The organism is Streptomyces spirodelae (assembly GCF_017676385.1).
Classification (GTDB): Bacteria; Actinomycetota; Actinomycetes; order Streptomycetales; family Streptomycetaceae; genus Streptomyces; species Streptomyces spirodelae.
In genome coordinates, this window is the sequence record NZ_JAFFZN010000040.1 from 12,401 (window position 1) to 31,739 (window position 19,339).

Genomic DNA, 19,339 nt, shown 5'->3' on the forward strand with positions numbered 1-19,339 from the left:
CCGCCACTGCCGTCGCGCAGGTCGCTCGAGGCCCGTCGCCGAATGGCGTCGGCCTCATCGACCCTCTGGCCCGTACGCGCTCGGCAGGTAGCTGACACTGGCGCCACCACGGGGGGAGTCGCCCTCGGCCGACCGGGCCGCCAGTTCGATGACGCGCGGGCCGACCCGGTAGAAGGTGACCCGGCCCATGCGGTAGGAGACCTCCAGCCAACCGTCCTCGACCAGCCGGCGAACGCTCTTGCCGGTGTTGGGCGGGCTGAGCTGGACGGCTCGCGAGATCTCCTTGGCGGTCTTGCGCACTGTCTCGCCCAGCGGTACCGCCGTCGCGTAGTAACTCAGCACGCGGAAATCGGCCCCGGGAGCCTCGGCGGTTCCCAGAAGCAGTGCGTGCATCAGCTCGGGTGTGAAGGGCAGTTCGGCCCGCCGCGTCACGGGAAACGTCATGAGACCTCCTTCTTCCGGGACCCCGGTACAGCCTTCGGCGCGGGGACCACCGGGTAGCGGGCGTCCTGAACGGCTCTCGCCTGCTCGGATGCCGAACCGTCGAAGGCAGCCCGCGGGTTGATCCGATAAAACTTCATCCGGCCCACCTTCTCGGCCTCCAGCAACAGCCCGCCGGCATGGAGCCTGCCCACCGACCGCGCCACCGTATCCGGCCGGATACCGAGGGTCTGGGCGATCTCCTTGAAGGTCATCCGCAAGGGTTCGGCGCGCTCGGGCGAGTGCGCCACGTAGAACCCGAAGATGTCGCGGTCGTTCTGGCGGTATCCGCTGTCCTTGTGCCAGACCTTCCTCATCAAGGTCTTGGCGACGTTCACATGGCGGCCCGGGTGGGGTTGCCAGTCGTACCTGGCTACCGGCAGCACCGGCCTGTCCTGGGCGCCCTCCTGCTGGAACGAGTCCGTCCCCAGCAGCTCGAGCTGCACCATCTCCCCCGTCCCGCGATCCACCGCAGGCATCCGCCGGGCCACGCTCCGCTGCGTCATATCCCTCCTCTCACCTGGGATGTTGCCCATAGGCAATACGAATACGGGGATCGTACACAGATGTTGCCTATGGGCACGTCACCATCGCGTCACAACCCCTTCCGTAAACTCGAACAACCATCGAACACGAGTTGCCTATAAGCAATCGCAACTTCCAAAAACGTAATTGGAAACACGGATGGAGGCTATTCGGAAACGCTGTGACCTGCGGAAACGCAAACCGCCTCTAAATACAAGAGAGAGGCCGTGGGCGACCTGCGGGTGGGGGCCCCGCGTACGGAGGCGGGCCAGGTGCGGGTTGGCACCACTGCCGGTCGCAGGCGGCTTCGCCGCGCACGCCCGCAACAGCAAGGCGTGCACCTGGCACCCCGGTGGGTCCCCCGCTCGATGGCGGCTTCGCCGCGACTGGAAAAACCCTGCTCAACTCTCTTGGCCCAACGAGTCGGCGACCGGTCGTCGTGGCGTTCCGTCAAACAGGGCCAGCTGGGCAGGTGCCTGCGGTCGCCGGTTGCCTGACGGGTTCGTCGGGCGGGCTGTGAGGGCGTGTGAGTGGGTACGGAGGACCTGCTGGTCCGGGGAGGCCGGGATGAGGGCATCGAGGGCTCTGAGGGGCCCCTGAGGGCCTTGGGGTCACCGTTACGACTCGCCAAGTGCCCCCGGGCGCACGGATGTCACTCGGCAACGTACGCACAACCCGTCACCCCCGACCGCGCCCCGCCCTACCGGGCAGCCTGAACCGTCAGTACCGGGGCACCGGTGGGAGGGCGGGGTGGCTCGTGACCGTGATCCAGGCGCGGGCCGGTGGCCCCGGCGATCGGCGTTTGCAGACAGACCAGCTCGAATTCCGGCGCCGTCTTCGCTTCCGCTCCGTGCCGTGCGGGCGCGCCGGGCCTCCTCGAGCGCGGCCAGCCGCCCGGCCAATGCCTGGCCTGCTGCCGAGGCCCCGGCCTCGGCAGCGTCCGAGCGGGCTCGTGCGACCGCCGCTTCCACCTCAGCGCGGACCCCCGCCGCCGAGGCTCCGGGCACCGCCGCCCGCTCCTGGACGGCCGCGTCGATGAGTCCGGCGGTCTCCTCGAGGACCGCCACCGCCTTCCGTGTGCACTCCGCGCACGACCCGTCTGCGTCCAGCGCGGTGCCGCAGTGCGTACATGGCCGAGGAGCGGCAGCCTCCTGCGGGGGCCGAACGGCGCCCTCCTGCGGGGGCCGTGGACGCTGGGCCCGGCCGGCACGCCGGTCCTGTTCCCGCTCCGTACAGGCTCTGCAGACCGCCCCGTCCTCCAGCCGGCCGTCCTCGCATCGGGGGTCCGGGCACGGCCCCGCCTTCACCATGGCCACCGCCGCCCCCACCGGCCTCTTGAGCGCCCCCTCCGCCAGCAGCCGGGCGTACCCGTGTGAAACCCACCGACGGCGCACCCGCTCGGCCAGCCGGTGTACGTGCACGGTGGGCAACTCCCGTTCGACGGCGGCGACCAGGGCCCGGGGGCGGTCCGTGTGCGCCGCGGCCCGCAGCGCTTCCCGGAGGCTGTCGGGGAACGCCAGGAGGACTTCGTGCACCTGGTCGCTCACGAGGAACGGCTTGTCGGCCGCCGCGTTCCGGCGCTTCCCCGTCCCGGTGCCCCCGGTGCCCCCGGTGCCCCCGGTGCCCCCGGCTCCCCCGGCTCCCCCGGTCGAGGAGCGGTCCTCCTCGCTTCCTCGTGCGCCACTGCCCGCAGACGGCTCGCAGCCCTCGGCGTCCGGTGCCGAGCCGGTGGCCGCACCCGCGAGGAAGTACCTGTCCCGGTCCGGCGCGCCACTGGCTCGTCCCGGCCGAGCGCGCACCAGGTAGCCGAACCTCTCCAGCTCCCGCAGGGCAGCCCTGACCGACGGAGCGCTGTCCGGTGAACGCTCCATGAGGAGCTCCGCGGTGACACCTGATCCGGTCTCGTGTACGGAGATCAGCCCGAAGAGACCCTTCGCCCTGAGGCTCAACCTCTCGTCCCCGAACAGGACCGTGCACATGCGCAGGAACGCGTCAGCGTTCACATTCACCGGACCCTGACGGGCGGGCGTGCCCGCTGCGTCCGGCCTGGCGTGGGGGGCTACGGCTGCTTCCCGGGCAGCGGGCGAAGCGGAGGCCATGGCACGTGCTCCTCTGTGCTGAACCGCAGCCCGGACGGCCGACGCTGTGGCAGTGCCCCCGTGCCGGAAGGAGGCCACCGAGAGCGCGGGAGGCCCCATACCCGCAGATGCCGGAAGGGGCCACAGCCAGGGCTACGTAACACCAGTTTCTCCAGCCTCATCTGACCACATGCGTCAAGCAGAGGACCGGGCGGGCGGGGGCGGGCGGGGATGCGCGGGGACGGGGGATCCGGCACCGCCCCCCACCCGCACAAGTACGCACGTGGCTGCCGGATTACGGTTGGTGCCGCGTCATACCTGTGACGTTCTGGCCAGTTGATCCGAGGGGGACACAACATGGTGCGGGGGAGAGCGGACAGCAAGCGCACGCACTGCGTCAGCGTGCGGCTGAACGCCGAGGAACTGGCGCGCTGGCAAGGAGCCCGCCAGAAGACCGAGCGCAAGGAACTCGGCGCCTGGGTGAGGGCAGTCGTCGAAGAGTCCCTCAACGGGCACCCCGGAGTCCCCGGCGACGTGCCACGGGTGCCCGCGGTCAACGACAACGCCTACGCGCAACTCGTCCAGGCCGCAGAAGACCTGCGGGACCTGGTACGCCTTCTCCAGGAACAGGGCACCCTGCCCGCCGGCACCGACGCCACGCTCGCCCAGCTCGGCAACGCGGCGCTCCACGTACGCGGTCTGCCCGTGGCGCCCGAGAGCTCCCCCCGGCAGTCACGGTGATCGCCAAAATCACCAAGGGCCGCCGCGCCGACCGCGCCCTGCGCTACGACTTCGGCCCCGGCCGCGACGAGGAACATGTCAATCCCCGAGTGGTGACGGGCAACGTCCCCGGCACCGTCGACCAGCTGGCGCACCTCATCGACGCCCACACAGCCCGCCGGGCCGACATCGCCCGCCCCATCTGGCGCTGCGCCCTGCGCACGGCGCCCGACGATCCGATCCTCCCGGACACGACCTGGGCCCGTATCGCCGAGCGCTACGTCACCCGCATGGGATACGGCAACTGCCCCTGGGTCGCCGTGCGGCACGGCGAGGACCACATCCACCTCACCATCAGCCGCGTGGACTGGACCGGCTGGCTGGTACGGGACGCCTTCGACTACCACCGCTCCTGGCCCGTCGTCCGCGACATCGAGCGCGTATGGAAGCTCGTCAACGCCGAGGAACGCAGCAACCGCATCGCTCCCCAGGTGACCCGCCCCGAGAGAGCCGCAAGCCAAAGCAGGGGAGCGCCCCGCCCCGAAAGGGAGGAACTGCGCACCCGGATACGGGCGGCCCGCGACGCCACCCGCGGCCTCGGCAGGAGCGCCTTCGAACACGCCCTGACCGAGGCCGGTGTCGAGTGGCGCGCCCACCCCTCCGCTTCCGGGGGCATACGGGGTTACTCCTTCAGCCTTCCCACGTGGCGGGACCACGGCGGCGGCCAGATCTGGGTTGCCGCCTCCAAGGTCGCCAAAGACCTGCGCTGGCCTCAGCTGCGCGCCGAACTGGCGGCGAGGCCCACCCCGGGCCCGCCGCCGGACGCCCGGAGCTGAGAGGACACCCCGGGCTGAGAGGACGCCCAGGCCCGCTGTCAGTGGGGCGCGAGACACTGGAACAGGCCCCTGCCCTGCGGGCCTGCCGTCACGCCGCGCGAACTTGTCCAGCGTCCAGCGTCCAGCGGAGGGAAGCACCGTGAGCCAGAACCGCGCCGACTTCGGACCCGTGCAGCTCGCCCGCTGGCTGGGCATCGAGGAGTCGCAGCTGCGCCGCGCCCAGAACCGGGGGCTGGTCCCCCCTCCCGACATCGATGACAAGCGCTGGTCCTACACCCTCGCGAAAACCCTCCCGGACCGCATCGACGACATCGTGGCCGCCCTTGAGCCGAAGCAGGAGCCCGCAGCTCCAGGGACATCCGACGTCGGCCGGCCGGCCGCTCCCCGGGCGCGCGGAGCACAGCGGCGTGAGACGTTCGGCCCGGTGCAGCTGAGCCGCTACCTGGGCCTGAAGACCTGGCAGTTGCAGCGCGCCCGGGAGCGCGGCCTGGTCCCGGAGCCCGACACCGAACAGAAGCGCTGGTCGAAAGAGCTGGTCAAAACCCTCCCCGACCGGGTCGAGGAGATCCTCGCCGCCGTCGGAGACCACCCCGGCCTCGGCTCCGAGAAGGCCGCGGAGCACCTGGCACAGCGCACGGGCCTGGAGGTGGAGCGGGCCGACGTGCAGCTGCTGGCCGAGCGGGGCCTGCTGCGTCCGGTCGGTGACTTCCGCGGCTGGCCGCTGTACGCCATCGAGGACCTGGACGGCCTCGCCCCGGCGGACGTCACAGCCGCCATATCCGACCGGCACGCCTGGGTCGCGGCGAGCCTGAGCAGCGAGGAGGCCGCCGGGCTGCTGGGCTGGCCCGTCGGCAAGTTCGAGGTCACCGCCGAACGCGAGGGGCTGACCCCGGGGCGCTTCGGCCGCTACGCCCGCAGCGCGGTGGAAGGCTTGTCCGTGCCGTAACGCACCCCGGAGAGCGAAGGGGCGAGGGAGCCAGATGCTTCCCTCGCCCCTTCGTCGTTGCGGCAGTGCTTCGCCTTTTCGGACGCGGGGGTGTGGTGAGGGTGGGACAGGAGAGAGGGGAGGGGAGCCAGATGCTTCCCTCGCCCCTTCGTCGTTGCGGCAGTGCTTCGCCTTTTCGGACGCGGGGGTGTGGTGAGGGTGGGACAGGAGAGAGGGGAGGGGAGCGAGCTATGCAATAGGGCTTCGGTTACGGAGTGGTGGGGGAGGGCTGGCGGGCACGTGGTGCCCTGGGGGTGGACCGGTTCGGGGTGGTGCGGTGTGGGTGGTGGGCGGAGGTACGGGGGTGGGGGCCCGGTTCGGGTTGGTGGCTGTCCGTCGGTGTTTGTCGGTGGGTCCCTGAGCGGCTGCCCCTTGCTGGGGGCTTCCTCCGAAGTGGTGGTCTCTTCCTTGTGCGGAAGGTGGGTGTGCCGCAGGCGTCGGAGAGTGCCCTCCTCGCAGACGCGGGGCGTGGTGGCGAACGGGGCTGATCGGGGTCGATCCGTCTCTGGCTCCCCGGCTCTGTGACGTCTGTGCGGCTTCGATGGTCGCGGCATCAGCCGGGTGGATACGCAGCGGGTTCCCGGCGGAATCGCTGTCATGGCTGAGCGTTTTCTTCCTGCTTGGCTGATCTCGATCTCGTCTTGTCTTGCGCTGTCGCCTGCCGTTGTCCGGAGACGGGGCGTTGCTTACGTGTCGTGGAGAGTCCCGGGGACGGATGGAGACCGCAGTGCGCGGTGGTGACTGTGCAGGGGGGAGCGACGGAGGGGACTTGCGGGGGAGGCGTTGGCTGTTCCGGGCGGGGGGCGACCGCGAGAGCCGGTGTTGTGCGCGAGAGCCGGTGCGGTGGGCCGGTGGGGCTCGTCGCGCGCCAGGTCTTGACCTGGCCGAGGGACTCCTCGGCGCCCGGTGGCATCCCCGGAACACCGCTGCGGGTCGGCGGGGCGCGGGCGTACGCCAGGTCCTGTGATCTGGTTCGGGCTATACCCGTGGGCTGCACCCCCGGTGCTCCCAAGCGCCCCCCCGGGCGCACACACCCCGAGACATCCCCTGCCTCCGCGTCCCCAGGGCCAACCTGGTCTCCCTGGGCCCAAGTCGGCCCCCGCTGCATTCAGGAAGGCACTCGGGGGCGGAGGCGTCCGGCCAGGTCCTTTCCGGCACTTGAGCCTGGCAGACCACCTGGGTGGGCGCAAGGAAGAGCACCTTGCGCCCACCCAGGTGGCCCGCCGGGCGGCTCGTGCCGGAAAGGACCCGGCTGGACGCCTCCTCGTGCCCCTCGCGGGCGCGCCGCGCTGCGGCGCAGAGGAGGAGGTGTTCACGTCGGCTCTCTTCCGAGGTGGAGGGAGCCGGCTTGCTCTTCTGCCCCAGGTCGGGGCGGGAGTCAGCGGAAGGAGCACGCAGTGCAGGCAACTGAGCAGGCGAGGCCCGAGCGGAAGTCGCTCGTCCTGGGCGTGGAGGAGCTGACCGTCGTCCAGGACCGGTACGACAGCCTCCGCTCCGACAACCAGGGCAGCTCCGGCGACGCCCCCTGGCCGGGCGGTGACGGCAACCTGAGCGACCACTGACGGTCCGGCAGCGGCGGGGGTCGGCGCGATTCGTCGCGTCGGCCCCCGTCGGCCTTTCCGCACTACATCAGCGCACTCAGCAGGAGGAAGAAGTGACACATCAGTTGGTGAACGCCATCGAGACGGCGCTCGGCTGGAGCGGTCCGGACCAGCTCGGCAGGGGGTTCGCGCGGGGGAACGTCGGTGACCCCGAGGTTCTCTCCCGGATCCTGACGCCGAACAAGCTGCTGGACATCGCGATGCGCAGGAGCCTCTACCGTCCGCAGTTCCGGCTCTTCCAGGACGGCAAGGAGGTGCACCCGGGGGAGTACTTCACCGACACGGTCAGCCCGCGGGGCCAGAGCATTCCGATGGTGAACATGCAGCGCCTCGGTGGGCTGCTGCGGGAGGGTGCGACGCTGATTATGGATCAGCTCAACACCTTCGACCCCACGATGGAGGTCGCCTGCCGGGCTCTGCAGTGGTGGTCTCACGAGCGGGTGCAGGTGAACGTGTACCTGACGACGAACGAGGCGTCGGGCTTCCCGCTGCACTGGGACGACCACGACGTGGTGATCGTGCAGCTCGCCGGTGAGAAGGAGTGGGAGGTGCGCAACACCTCCCGGCCGGCTCCGATGTACCGGGACGCCGACCCGAACACCACTCCCAGCGAGGAGGGTGTCTGGTCGGGGGTCATGAAGCCGGGCGACGTCATGCACATCCCGCGGGGCTTCTGGCACCAGGCGACGCGTAACGGCAGCGGCTCCGGCTACAGCCTGCACGCGACGTTCGGCTTCACCAAGCGGACCGGGGCGAGCTGGTTCACGTGGATGTCGGACTGGTGCCGGCGGGAGGAGATCTTCCGGCACGACCTGGACCGGAGCCCCGGGGCCGACACGGTGGCGCTGCAGGAGGCGGCTGCGGAGTTCGTCCGGAAGGTGTCCCCGGCGGACTACCTGGCCGCGTACGAGCAGCAGCCGTTCCCGACGCGCGACGTGCCGTTCGTGGACATCTTCGGGCCGCTGGAGGGGGTGGTGTGCACGACCCACTTCCGGCCGGAGATCGAGCTGGAGGGTTCGGTGGTGCGTGTGACCGCCGCGGGGCGGAAGATCCTCTTCTCCGGGGAGGCTCTGCCGGCTCTGGAGCTGCTGCTGGGAGGTGGCCCCGCCGACCTGCGGGCCGTGGAGGCGGCCGTGGGATTCGAGGTGACCGAGATCGCCGAGACTCTGGTGAAGGAGGGACTGTGCGCGCCGCTCACCCCCGAGTTGTTCTCGGGCTACACCGGTCTCGTCACGAGCCGGCTGTTCTGAGGGAGGCGCTCGATCTGGGGGTTGGGGCTCTCGACACGAGCTCCAACTACCTGGGTTTCCGTTCGCATGAGACGTTGGCGCGGGTCGCTGGTGACCTGCTGCCGCGGTTCAGGGTGTCGACGAAGGTCGGGTACTTTCCGGTGCCCGGCCGGGCGTCGGAGCACTCCCTGGAGCCGGAGCGTCTGCGTGCGGCGGTGGAGCGTGCGGCTCGGGACCTGGGTCGGGAGCCGGATGTGGTGTTCCTGCACAATCCGGAGCACAGTCTGTCCGCGGGTCCTGAGGCGGTGCGCCGTGAGCGGCTGGCGGCAGCCTGCCGCGTTCTGGAGGATGCCGCCTCGAGCGGTCAGTGCGGGTCCTGGGGCATCTCGTCCTGGGACCCGCGCCCTCTGGGCGCGCTCGTGGTCGGGCTGCCTCGTCCCGATGTCCTGATGGTCCGTTCCGGCCTGCTGGTCAGGAACGAGGTCCTCGAAGCTGCGGAGTTGCTCGCCGCAGGGCTGCGTCCGTCGCAGTTGTGGGGGATGAGCCCCTTCGGTGGCGGTGCGGCGGATTCCGTGTGGGAGCGGTTCGATCCTCGGGTGTTCCTGCTCGAGGCGGAGCGTGGCACGGCGATGCAGGCGGCGTTCCGTGCTGCTTGCCGCCTCCCTGCGGTGGACGCGGTGGCGGTCGGTACGGACAACCCTGTTCATCTGAGGGAGTTGGTGGGTTCGCTGGCTCTCGGGGTGGATGAGGAGGTCGTCGTCAGCTATCGCCGCCTTCTGCGGGAGGTGGCAGGCAGGAGTGAAGCCCGGCGGTGAGCCGGGCTGCGGGCCCGCCGCGTGCGCGGCGGGCCCGTGACTCCGAAGGGGGGAGAGCCACCCGGTAGTGGCCGGACTTGGACTTGGTATCGGGTCCGGCCACTGCCGGTCGGATGGAAGGCCGGGGCCGGTGCGCTGAGGTGTTCGTCGGGTCTCGGCCTGCCGGTTGGCGGGGGCCGGGGGCCTGTGGGTCTGTCGGAGGGGTGGACGCTGGGAGGGGCGGGCCTGGGCGTGCGTTGGCCGGTCGGCGGTGCCTCTGCTGGTGCGGCTGGGTGCCCGGCAGGTGGTCCTGTACGTGGCTGCTGTTCCTCGTGTGGGGGGAGTCCGGGACGCGGCCGGCGGCGTGTACGAGTCGGGGGCCGCTGAGGTCGCCCGTCTGTTGGTGCCACGTGTGGGATCCCGGCCTGGTGAGGTGGGTCGGGGCCCGTGTGGGCTTGCGCGCCGTGGTGTTCTTCCGGTCTCCGGTGGTGAGGGTGGCCACTGCTGTGGTGCGGGGCTCTGTGGTCCCCTTCCCGGTGCCTGAGCCTGCACCGCACCGGAACGGGGGGTCAACCGGGCAAAAGGCGCGCCCGGTTGACCCCCCGCCCCGGTGCGGCGCTGTCGGCCGATCACCGGGAAGGGGACCACAGAGCCCCGGGCCGCAGCAGCGGCCGTCCTCCCGGTCACCACACAGGAGGAACCGTGGGAGAGATCGAGATCACCGTCGAGCAGGCGCTGCAGGTCCTGGCCCAGAAGCTCCCCTACTTCGCCACGGCGACCGGGCACGTGGAGCGGACGTCCGTGAACCAGCAGGGTGACTGGGCCAAGCTCACCCTCCGCGTGACGAACCGTAACGAGAACACCCGGCGGGAGGACGACTTCGTCTCCTTCGTCACCACGGACCGCCGGTGGGTCGATGCCATCACGTCGCTGGAGAAGGGTGACTTCGTGAGCGCCCTCAGCCTCGAGTACAAGCACGGGTCCAAGAAGCGCGACGGGTCCTACAGCAGCGACCAGCTGGTGCTCAGCGAGTTCGTCGTCCGCCGGAAGGCGGAGAAGCAGGCGGCCACGCCGCAGTTCCTGCAGGGCCTGGTGAAGTAGCCGTCCCCCGGGAGGGGGCGGCGGCCCGCCGCTCCCTCCCGCTCCGCAAGGGCGGTCCCTCAGCCGAGGGGCCGCCCTTCGTTGTGTCCGGCCCGCCGCGGCGCGGGCTTTCCCTTCCGGGCGGGCCGCCTCCGGCCCGTCCTCGGCAGTGAGAGGAGAGTCAAGTGAGTACGGATGTGGTGTTTCCGAGTGGGGTGCGTCCTTTCGCCGTGCGGTCGTCGGTCGCGTGGGACGGGTGGGCGCGGCATGGTTTCGCTCCGCTGGATGTGGTGGTGGAGGTCGTTTTGGGGAGTGGTCAGCTGGTGCGGCTGGCTGGTCCCGGTCGGTGCAGTTGGCTCGCGGGTTGTGGCCGCTGGGTGCCGATGGGTTCGGGGGCGGTCATGAGCGTGACTGCCCGGGCGGCGCGTTCCGGGCAGTCCGTCAGTCCTCGGGTGCTTCTGGTGGTGCGGGACTACCCGGGGTATGTCGTCGCGGAGCTGGCGTGGGCGTCGGGCAGGGAGCTGGAGGAGGTGCTGGCGTGGTTGGGCTGGCCCAGGGCGCGGGAGGCCGGGGAGCTGGTGAGCGTCCGGGAGCGGCTGCAGGCGCGCAGTAATGACTACTGGCTGCTGGAGGCGGCTATGGCGGCGCTGGAGTTGCCGGAGGCCGGGCGTGGTCTTCCGGTGCTTCCCGGTGTCAGCGTTGTCGTCTCTGCGCGTGGTGCGCAGAGTGTGCTGGCGGGGACGGTCGGAAGCGTCGTTGAGGCTGCCGAGGGGCTGCCGGGGCGGACGGCGTGGGAGTGCGTCGTCGTGGACGACCTGAGCGAGACGCCGCTGCGGCTGCCCGCCGGGCTGCCGCCGCAGGTGCGGCTGGTGCGGGCTGCCGAGCGGGTCTACCGCGGTGGTGCGAGGAATCTGGGCCAGGGGCTGTCCCGCCAGCCGGTGACGGTGTTCATCGACGACGATCTGCAGATGGCGCCGAACTATCTGCGGGAGCACGTGGTTCGGCATCTGCTGTCGCCGTGTCTGGTCACGGTCTCCGGCCGGATGGAGTATCTGGAGCCCGCTGTGCCGAGGCCGGGGCGGCTGCCGTGCGGCAGGCAGGGCTCTGCTGATGCGTTCCGTCGGCTGGGTGCCGGGGGCATGGTGGGGCCGCGTGAGGTGTACAGGCTGGTCGGGCGTGGCGACCTTGTGGCGTCGCGGCCGCTGGCGGAGGTGGGTTTCCCGCCCGACTATGTGGCGTACGGCCCGGAGGATGAGACGTTCGTGGCGAAGGCGCTGTCCCGGGGCGCGTTCGTGGTGCCGGTCGCGGGAACCGGGGTCTTCCGTTGCGGCTACCGGCGCACCGGGGACCTGGTGTCGCAGGACATGGCGCGGGTGGATGCCTTCCTGGAGAACATGGGCCGCCAGGAGGTTCATTTGGACGCTCCGGCCGACGGTGGCTGGGCCGCTGCTCGGTGACGGGCGGTGGCCCGGGTGTTTCCGGCCCCTTCCGGGGCCGGGAGCACCCGGCAGCCCTGCGCCTTCCTGGCCCGGCACGTCGGGTTCCGGCTCTGCTTGGGGAGGAGAGCCGACCCTGGCTGAGCGGGGCTGTTGAAGGCCCTGGCGTCGCCACTGGCGCGGCGGCGCCAGGGCCTTCAGCCGTGTGTGGTGCCGGGCCCGTCTCGGGGTGTTTCTGGGGGCCGGGGGAGGGCCCGTACGTTGTGCGGCGGGCGCGAGGCGGCTGATCCGGGGCGTGTTCCGGTGCGCGGGTGGCTCGTGACGGTGGTCCACACGGGTGGAGGCACAGCCGTCGGGGATGTGACGCGTGGCCAGTGGGCCGTGCGGATGGGCCGGGTTGTGCTCCCGCTGGCGTTCGCTGGCGTATCCGGTGCGGACCGGGCTGGTTCCGGGGCGTTCACGACGTGTGGGCCACCGGGTCTCGGCCTCCGAGCGGCCGGGACGGTCCGCGTGCGTGGCGGCGCTCTGCTGGAGGCAGAGCTGTGGCCTGTGGTTGCCCTGGGAGCCTGTGCCCTTCCCGGTGCCTGAGCCTGCACCACACCGGAACAGCGGGTCAACCGGGCCAAAGGCGCGCCCGGTTGACCCCCCGCCCCGGCGCGGCGCTGTCGGCCGATCACCGGGAAGGGCACAGACGCCCAGGGCAGCCCGCGAGGGCCGCTCCCCGGCTGTCTTCAGCAGAGGAGCTGTTATGTCGCGCGTAGCGTTGGACCGTTCGTACTGGCGCATGGGGTTCGATGGTGTGCTGGTGAGGGTCGCGTCCGTGGGCAACCCGGGCGAGGGCAAGGGAACCGTCCTCCTGGAGGTGGAGGTCCCCCGGGAGGGGCGGCGGCCGTGGGAGCGGGCGTCGGACTCGTGGATCGTCGAGGTCCCGGCCGGGCAGCTGAAAGCGGCTCAGGCCATCTACCCGCCGGGCGGGGAGAGCGAGTCGGGTGAGCTGGGCAAGTCCCTGAGGGCCGTGGAGTTCCGCTGCGTCTCCGTCGAGTTCGGCCCCGGCTACCTGAAGAAGTCGCGGCTCGCTTGGCTGCGCCGTCTCTTCCGGCAGCCGCTGGAGCTGGGCGACGTCAGGACGGTGAAGTTCGGCCCCCTGTACAAGGACGAGTACGGCGGGGACGCGGCGTAGGGCGAGAGCCCGGCACGCTGCCGGCCCCGGCCCCCACTCCGGTGGGGGCCGGGGCCTTTCGTGTGTGATCGGCCCTCTTGGGGCGCCGAAGCGGGAGCGCCCTGAAGCTTCCGCTGCCTGGCGACGGTTGCACCGCGCCGGTACGGCGGACAGCGTTTCCGTGCCCGCCTCTTCGTCGCTCGGTGTACCGGTGGTGGCTGTTCGCGACGGGCCGTGGTCGGCCCTGCCCGGCGCCCGCAGTCTGCGGCGGGGGCGGGGTGGCCGCAAGCCCGAGGTGCGTGGGCTTGCCCCCACCCGCACCCCCGCCGCTGACCGGCTGTGCCGGGCAGGGCCGACCACGGCCCACCTCCCTCCACGGGGGGCCACTGCCCGGCACAACCGAAGGAGCAGCCATGAAGAAGGAGCAGGGCAGCAAGGACACCGGCGGTCGGTCCGACGACCTCCCCATCCGGACCCCGTCTCGGCCGCGTGGTGGCGGGTCCGGTTCCGGCGGCAGCTGAGCCCGGGCCCGGCTGAGTAGTTGGCCCCGGTGCCGCCTGTCGCGGCGGCACCGGGGCCTTCGGCGTGAGGGGGCAAGAACGCCCGTCCACACCCCGTGGCCGAGCGTGATGGGGGGGCGGTTGGCGGCCGAGGCGAACTGGGCGGCCTGGCGCCGGCGGGGCCCGGTCTCTCGCCGGCGCCGGGCTGCGTCTTCTCCGCGTCGACGCGCTGTCCTCGTGGTCCCGTAGCCCGGTAGCGCTGTAGCGCCGTTGGCTGCCGCTTCTGCCGTACGGGCTGCGCGCTTTCCTCTCCCCGCGTCGAGAGGTCCGCTCTCGGGCGGTCCGTGGTGGCCCCTGCCCGCCGCTTGCAGCCTGCCCCAGGGGTGGGGCGGCCGCAAACGGAAAGCGCGTTTGCCCCCACCCCACCCCTGGGGCTGATCGGCTGCGTCGGGCAGGGGCCACCACGGGCCGCAGAGTGCGGACCTCCCCTCTCCGGCGGAGAGGAAGAGTCATGGCAGACACCGAGAAGTCCACCCAGTCCCAGGAGACGTCCGCCCAGCAGTCCCAGGCGGCGCCCCCGTGCCCGAACAGGCCCTCGGGCGCGCCCTGCGCGTACCTCCAGGGCTCCAGCCCCAGCCCGTGCCTCTGCGGGTGCGGTAGCACGGGCGGGTGCAGCAACTCGGGCTGAACCGGGCCGGCGCGCTCCGGCGCCCGCCGCACCGAGCGGCGGGCGCCGGGCCAAGGTTGCCCGCCCTCTGGGGCGGGCAACCCGCCGTCTACCACGGAGGGGTGTTCATGTCACTGACAGGTTCTCGGCGCGCCCGGCGTGCGTCCCGGCGGCGGCCTTACGTGCGTGACCGTTCCAGGCTCGGCGACTTCTTCGCCCGGATCTGGAACACCGTCACCGATCTCGTCTGAGCGGTTGCGGCGCGGGCTCCGGCCCGCGCCGCAGCCGTCACCCGTCGTCGCTGACCGGCGGCGTCGGGCAGGCCGACCACGGCCTACTCCATCCCGCTGGAGGCCGCCGCCTCCGGCAGACCCGCAGAGGAAGGACCGCGCCATGGCGGATACGTGCAGTACGTGCAACGGCTGGGGCAGGATGGTGATCGTCGACGATGACGGGAACTGGGTCGGGTTCCTGCCCTGCGGAGCCTGCTGACGCACCGGGCCGTGACCGTCCCCCGGGCGGTCACGGCCCGGTGAGGTGGCAGGCTCTGGCGCCGTCGGATGAGCACTCGGCAAGTGCTCCGACTGAGGTGCCACGGCTTCATGCCGCGACTGTCCCTTTGACACGGCCGTGCCACCACGTGCGGGTGGTGGTGGTTCCCTGTCCGCCGCTTTGAGCCTGCGCCACGCCGAGACGGGAGGCAACCGGGCTCGTTCCTCCCCCGGTTGCCTCCCGCCCCAGCGCAGCGCGGTCGGCACGCATCGGACAGGGAACCACCACGCGCCGCAGAGAGCGGCGAGTTCCCTGCCAGAGGAGGAACCCATGGGTAAGAAAGTGGCGGTGGGCATCCTGGTGGTACTCGCCCTTCTCTTCGTGCTCGTGCAGTGCCAGGCCGACAGCCGCAGCTGCAGTGACGACAGTCGCGGTGCCACGACGGCGGTGGCCGCGGCGGCGTTCTCCCCGGCGGAGTCCGGAGGAACGTACCTCAGCAAGCCGTCGAAGCCGGTCAAGCCGCCGAAGTCCGATGGTGGCCGCGGCGGCTTCTTCGGCATCTTCTTCTTCGGCGACAACGACTGCGACTGAAGTCCCGTCCGGGTCGGCCGCTCAGCTGCACGACGATGTGTGGCTGAGCGGCCGGAACCCCTGGTGCCTGCCGGTCCTCTGGCAGGCACCGGGCCTTATTCGTGTGCCGGCTCCTGGCCTCTGTGCGGATCAGCGCGGGGCTAGATGTGTGGCTGAGTGGCCGGGCAGGGACGTCCAGCAGCTGGGTCGTGTCCGGCCCTGCCCGCCGCTTGCAGCCTGCGCCAGGGGCGGGGTGGCCGCAAGCCCGGAAGGCGCGGGCTTGCCCCCACCCCGCCCCTGGCGCTGATCGGCTGCGTCGGGCAGGGCCGACCACGGCCCACCTTCTCTCTCGACGGAGGCACCGCCCGGCACAGCCGAGAAGGAGCACACCATGTCGAACGAAACCCAGCAGACCTGCAGCAAGTGCAACGGAGAGAACGGTCAGCACGGGGTGATCATGGAGATCACCAGCGATGAGCATGGCAACCCCGTGATGAAGCTGGTGACCTGCACGGGCTGAGCTGAGGAGCCAGGCTCCGGCCTCCGCGCCGGCAGGGGCGGCCTGGGGCCTCCCTGCCCGCGCGTGGATGTGCCGCTTCCTGTGGTGTGCGGTGGCTGGTTCGTTCCCAGTGGGTCGTGTCCGGCCCTGCCCGCCGCTTGCAGCCTGCCCCGGGGGTGGGGCGGCCGCAAACGGAAAGCGCGTTTGCCCCCACCCCGCCCCCGGGGCGGATCGGTCGCGTCGGGCAGGGCCCACCACGGACCCCCTCCCTCACGACGGAGGCCACCGCCCGGCATATCTGAGAAGGAGAGCACTGTGTCGGACGAAACCCCGCGCGAGGCCCCTCGGATCTGCAACCGGTGCATGGGGCAGAACGGCAATCACGGCACGATCACCGTCGTCACCGGTGACGGCACCAAGCAGGAGCCTTGCCCGAACGGCTGAGCTGAGGAGCCAGGCCCTGACGCCGTCGGATCACGACGGCGTCAGAGCCCTGTCACGCGTGTCCCTTTGACGCGGCCGGGCCGAGCTGTCGGCCTCGGTACCGCCGAGTGCGGCGGTACCGAGGCATCTGGCGTGCCAGAGGCGCGTTGCCGCCAGCACTCCGTCGGCGGGGCAGCGCCGCGCCGTATCGCCGTATCCGTTCGTTCATCCGCGGCGCGACGCGTCGCCGACGTGCCGCGCGGATCCGCCGGTTGAAGTCCCGGCCGAGCCAGTCGCGCCACGTCGCCGTTGCGGTGTGCCGTGTACGCCGCCGCGAGCTCGCCGTTGCCTCCGCTGTCTCGACCGCAGGGCCGGGCTTTCCACCTCGCCGTGCTCCTTCTTCGACGGTGCATCGGTGCCATCAGCGTCGTGAGGGAGGGGGGCCGTGGAGGTCCCTGCCCGCCGCTTGCAGCCTGCCCCGGGGGTGGGGCGGCCGCAAACGAAAAGCGCGTTTGCCCCCACCCCGCCCCCGGGGCGGATCGGCTACGCCGGGCAGGGCCCACCACGGACCCCCTCCCTCACGACGGAGGCACCGCCCGGCACCGTCGAGAAGGAGCACACCATGTCGGAAGACATGAGTCCGGAAAAGCTGAAGGAGTTCCTGGCTTCCCAGAGGGAGTCGACGAACCTGGATCGAGAGGCCGATCAGCTCTCCAGCGAGGCGCAGCAGCGCGGTCCCAAGGATGAGCTCCAGGGCCGCAACCGGTAAGCCGCGACGAGGACGTCGGGCTTGTGACCCAAGCCGGCCCCGGCGCCGCCACCACGGCGGCGCCGGGGCCTTCGTCGTGTTCTGGTGGCCGGCAGGGATTCCGGCTGTGTTCAGAGCGGGTTCGGGGTCTGCGCCGGTACGGCGGCGGAGGGGTGGCCGGCTGCGGTTTCCGGACTTGTGTCCCCCGGGTTTTCCTGCCGCGTGGCCGTCGGGTTTCCGCCCGCCGGGGCATCCGCGTCTGCGGCTGCGTATCCGGCCGCACCGGTGCCTGTGATACCGGCCGCATCGGCCGTACCGGATGCGTCGGTGACCGCGCCCGCGTCCGTCGCCGTGCTCGCGCTGCCGCCGCCGTCTTCTTCCCGCTCCGTGTGCTCGTTCCAGGTGTTGAGGTAGTCCCGCACCTCGGCTGCGGTCAGGCCGAGGGCGGCGGCGGCGTCGCGTCGGCCGCCGAAGGCGGCGACTGCTTCGGCGACTGCTCCAGCCACGTCGCGCCGGGCGTCTTCGAGCTTGGCTATGCGCTGGTCGAAGGTGGTGATCGAGGCGAGCTGGGCGGCCTGGCGCCGTTTGGCCTCCTCCAGCTCCCGCTTGTGCTGTTCCCGCAGTGCCTGGCGCCGTGCCTGGAGGCGTTCGTTGTGTCGTGACGTCATGCCTGCACATGCTTCACGCTCATGGCTCCCGTCACAAGGGACTTCTGATCTTCCGTGTGAGGAGCGGGCGAGGAGAGCGGCTGTGGCGGGTGCGGGGCTCAACTTCCGAACGGGCTGAGCCGAGAGGCCGGGGAGGCTGGGGAGGCCGGGGGAGCCGTGAGGCCGACGGGCTTTCAGCGTGCCCAGGCCGGCGGCCGTCTTCTCTCAGTTCCCTCATGCTCCAGTGCCGCACTTCGCCCAGCGACGGGACGGGGGTGCAGGGCCCCGATGCCCCGCCGAAAACATCCCGGCACAGGAGCTTGACGGATGCCGGAGGCACCGCGGCTTGCTCCGCGGCGCCCCGGCACCTCCGGCACCCGTCCGGGCACCCCTGCCGGGACGTTCCCGGCGGGGCATCGGGACCCGTGTCTGTGGTCCCGAGCCTCCTATGAAGCTGGGAGGTGTCGTGGCCGTGTCTACTTGGAACGGCTTGGCCCTGAGGTGGTCGCTCACAAGGCATTTCAGCCCGCTGACGTGGGTGCTCGCCTCGACGTTCACCGGGGTCATGGGCACGTGGGTGCTGACCCTGACGATGCCCTGGTTCGTCTTCGCGACGACGGGCAGTACGAGTCACGCCGGGATGGTTGTCTTCGCGGAGCTGGCGCCCGCCGTTGTGGCGCGGTTCCTGGCCGGTCCGGTGCTGGACCGGGTGGGGCTGCGGCGGATGTCGGTGGTCACGTCCGTGGTCGAGACGGTGTGCGTCACGGTGATCGCTGTGCTTGTCACCATGGACAGGCTGCCGTTTCCGCTGCTGCTCGCGCTGCTGGCACTGATGGGTGCCGCGGGTGGTGCGGGCACTCTGGCGAAGAGCTTTCTGGCTCCGTCGGCGGCGCGCTACGTCGGTTTCCCCGAGGGCCGTGGTATCAGTCTGAGTTCGGCGATGATGACCGCCGGGCAGGTCTTCGGTCCTTCGCTCGGTGCGTTTCTGGCGCCGGAGCCGGTGGCCGGTCTGATCGTGGTGGCCGCGCTGTTCACCGCGAGCGCGCTGATCATCGGTCTGGCGCTGCCGCACGGCATGGAGCCGGAGCACGTGCAGCTGGACCCGACTACGGAGAGGCTCGGCTACTGGCGGAGTCTCGGTGAAGGCATCAGGTACTTCCGCAAGGACGGGCTGCTCGTCAGGCTGTACGTGATGCTGGCCCTCATGGGCTTCCTGGTGGCGCCGATGAACGGTGTGTTCCTGCCGCTGTGGGCCCAGGAGGCGGACACCGGTCCGGGGACGATCGGAGCGCTCGTCAGCATGGCGGCGCTTGCGGGCTTCGTCGGGAGCCTCGTTGCCGTCCCGGTGATCGAGCGGGTCCGGCCCGTGGTGATTCTGGCGGCCGGGTATCTGCTGATCGTTCCTCAGTTGCTCGTGCTGGCGCTGGGTGCACCGACGTGGGTCGTGATGGCGGCCTGGGTCGCGGCCGGGTTCGCCGGGGCGTTCCCGTATGCGGTGGTAGGGAAGATCACCTACCGCTGGCCGCCGGCGGAGCTGCGGAGCCGTACGTCGTCCCTGGGCGGTTCGATCTCCAAACTGGGGGCTGCTCTCGGTGGTCTCGCCGCTGGGTTCGTCGTGGATCACTTCGGGCTGATGGTGCCGCTGCTCGCGGGTGCGGTGCTGTACTTCGTGGTGACTCAGGGCACGGTGTTCCGGAAGGACATGCGGGGGCTCACCCCGAAGATCCGGGAGGACCGGCCGAAGGAGGTTGCGGAGGTGCCCGTGATGGAGGAGCCCGTCCGGTGAGTGTCGGGCCGGTGCCGCCTTCGGTGAGCATCGGCTGACTGGTTGGTGTTCGGGCCTCGGCGGTGTGCCGGGGCTCTTGTTCTG

At 71.2% G+C, this 19,339-nt stretch carries 19 protein-coding genes; 15 read left to right on the forward strand and 4 right to left on the reverse strand.

What is annotated here, in order from left to right; all coding sequences use genetic code 11:
* Positions 1-54: 54 nt before the first annotated feature.
* The 3 genes from JW592_RS30225 to JW592_RS30235 form a co-directional block, all read right to left on the reverse strand.
* Positions 55-444, reverse strand: coding sequence for a helix-turn-helix domain-containing protein (locus JW592_RS30225; RefSeq protein WP_209268452.1), 390 nt, complete (start codon positions 442-444; stop codon positions 55-57).
* Complete coding sequence (locus tag JW592_RS30230) at positions 441-986, reverse strand: winged helix-turn-helix domain-containing protein (RefSeq protein WP_209268453.1); 546 nt, start codon at positions 984-986, stop codon at positions 441-443. The genes JW592_RS30225 and JW592_RS30230 overlap by 4 nt, the downstream gene beginning before the upstream one ends.
* Positions 987-1,622: 636 nt before the next feature.
* The gene (locus JW592_RS30235; RefSeq protein WP_209268454.1) at positions 1,623-3,008 is read right to left on the reverse strand and encodes a helix-turn-helix domain-containing protein; all 1,386 of its coding nucleotides are present in this window, start codon (positions 3,006-3,008) and stop codon (positions 1,623-1,625) included.
* Positions 3,009-3,440: 432 nt separating this feature from the next.
* On the opposite strand from JW592_RS30235, the gene JW592_RS30240 reads away from it, so the two are divergent.
* From JW592_RS30240 to JW592_RS30290, 14 genes are all read left to right on the forward strand, one after another.
* On the forward strand, positions 3,441-3,824 hold the full coding sequence (locus tag JW592_RS30240) for a hypothetical protein (RefSeq protein ID WP_209268455.1): 384 nt from the start codon (positions 3,441-3,443) through the stop codon (positions 3,822-3,824).
* On the forward strand, positions 3,821-4,639 hold the full coding sequence (locus JW592_RS30245) for a relaxase/mobilization nuclease domain-containing protein (protein WP_209268456.1): 819 nt from the start codon (positions 3,821-3,823) through the stop codon (positions 4,637-4,639). Before JW592_RS30240 ends, JW592_RS30245 begins: the two co-directional genes overlap by 4 nt.
* 139 nt (positions 4,640-4,778) lie before the next feature.
* Complete coding sequence (locus JW592_RS30250; protein ID WP_209268457.1) at positions 4,779-5,585, forward strand: hypothetical protein; 807 nt, start codon at positions 4,779-4,781, stop codon at positions 5,583-5,585.
* A 1,436-nt stretch (positions 5,586-7,021) separates the two neighbouring features.
* Positions 7,022-7,186, forward strand: a complete 165-nt coding sequence (locus JW592_RS30255) for a hypothetical protein (protein WP_209268458.1) — start codon at positions 7,022-7,024, stop codon at positions 7,184-7,186.
* 92 nt (positions 7,187-7,278) lie between these two features.
* Positions 7,279-8,475 (forward strand): JmjC domain-containing protein, encoded by a 1,197-nt coding sequence (locus JW592_RS30260; RefSeq protein WP_209268459.1) that lies wholly within the window; start codon positions 7,279-7,281, stop codon positions 8,473-8,475.
* Positions 8,409-9,269, forward strand: a complete 861-nt coding sequence (locus tag JW592_RS30265) for an aldo/keto reductase (RefSeq protein WP_209268460.1) — start codon at positions 8,409-8,411, stop codon at positions 9,267-9,269. The genes JW592_RS30260 and JW592_RS30265 overlap by 67 nt, the downstream gene beginning before the upstream one ends.
* 681 nt (positions 9,270-9,950) lie before the next feature.
* Positions 9,951-10,349, forward strand: a complete 399-nt coding sequence (locus JW592_RS30270) for a hypothetical protein (RefSeq protein ID WP_209268461.1) — start codon at positions 9,951-9,953, stop codon at positions 10,347-10,349.
* Between the two features lie 380 nt (positions 10,350-10,729).
* Positions 10,730-11,785 carry a glycosyltransferase family 2 protein gene (locus JW592_RS30275; RefSeq protein WP_209268462.1) on the forward strand — a complete coding sequence of 352 codons (1,056 nt, stop codon included), beginning with the start codon at positions 10,730-10,732 and terminating at the stop codon, positions 11,783-11,785.
* Between the two features lie 727 nt (positions 11,786-12,512).
* Entirely contained in the window at positions 12,513-12,944 is a 432-nt protein-coding gene (locus JW592_RS30280) for a hypothetical protein (RefSeq protein WP_209268463.1), read from the forward strand.
* A 1,274-nt stretch (positions 12,945-14,218) separates the two neighbouring features.
* Entirely contained in the window at positions 14,219-14,341 is a 123-nt protein-coding gene (locus JW592_RS33265; RefSeq protein ID WP_267878107.1) for a hypothetical protein, read from the forward strand.
* A gap of 571 nt (positions 14,342-14,912) precedes the next feature.
* A complete protein-coding gene (locus JW592_RS30285; protein WP_209268464.1) occupies positions 14,913-15,173 on the forward strand; it encodes a hypothetical protein in 261 nt (86 codons plus the stop codon).
* Between the two features lie 370 nt (positions 15,174-15,543).
* Positions 15,544-15,672 (forward strand): hypothetical protein, encoded by a 129-nt coding sequence (locus JW592_RS33270; protein ID WP_267878108.1) that lies wholly within the window; start codon positions 15,544-15,546, stop codon positions 15,670-15,672.
* A 294-nt stretch (positions 15,673-15,966) separates the two neighbouring features.
* Positions 15,967-16,095, forward strand: coding sequence for a hypothetical protein (locus JW592_RS33275; RefSeq protein WP_267878109.1), 129 nt, complete (start codon positions 15,967-15,969; stop codon positions 16,093-16,095).
* 601 nt (positions 16,096-16,696) lie between these two features.
* Positions 16,697-16,843, forward strand: coding sequence for a hypothetical protein (locus JW592_RS30290; protein ID WP_209268465.1), 147 nt, complete (start codon positions 16,697-16,699; stop codon positions 16,841-16,843).
* Positions 16,844-16,953: 110 nt separating this feature from the next.
* Here the strand turns inward: JW592_RS30290 and JW592_RS30295 are convergent, their stop codons facing one another.
* Entirely contained in the window at positions 16,954-17,490 is a 537-nt protein-coding gene (locus tag JW592_RS30295) for a hypothetical protein (protein WP_209268466.1), read from the reverse strand.
* A 427-nt stretch (positions 17,491-17,917) separates the two neighbouring features.
* Here JW592_RS30295 and JW592_RS30300 point away from each other — a divergent pair, with 427 nt between their 5' ends.
* Positions 17,918-19,255: an MFS transporter gene (locus JW592_RS30300; protein WP_209268467.1), complete on the forward strand. Its 1,338-nt coding sequence runs from the start codon at positions 17,918-17,920 to the stop codon at positions 19,253-19,255.
* The last annotated feature ends 84 nt before the right edge of the window (positions 19,256-19,339 follow it).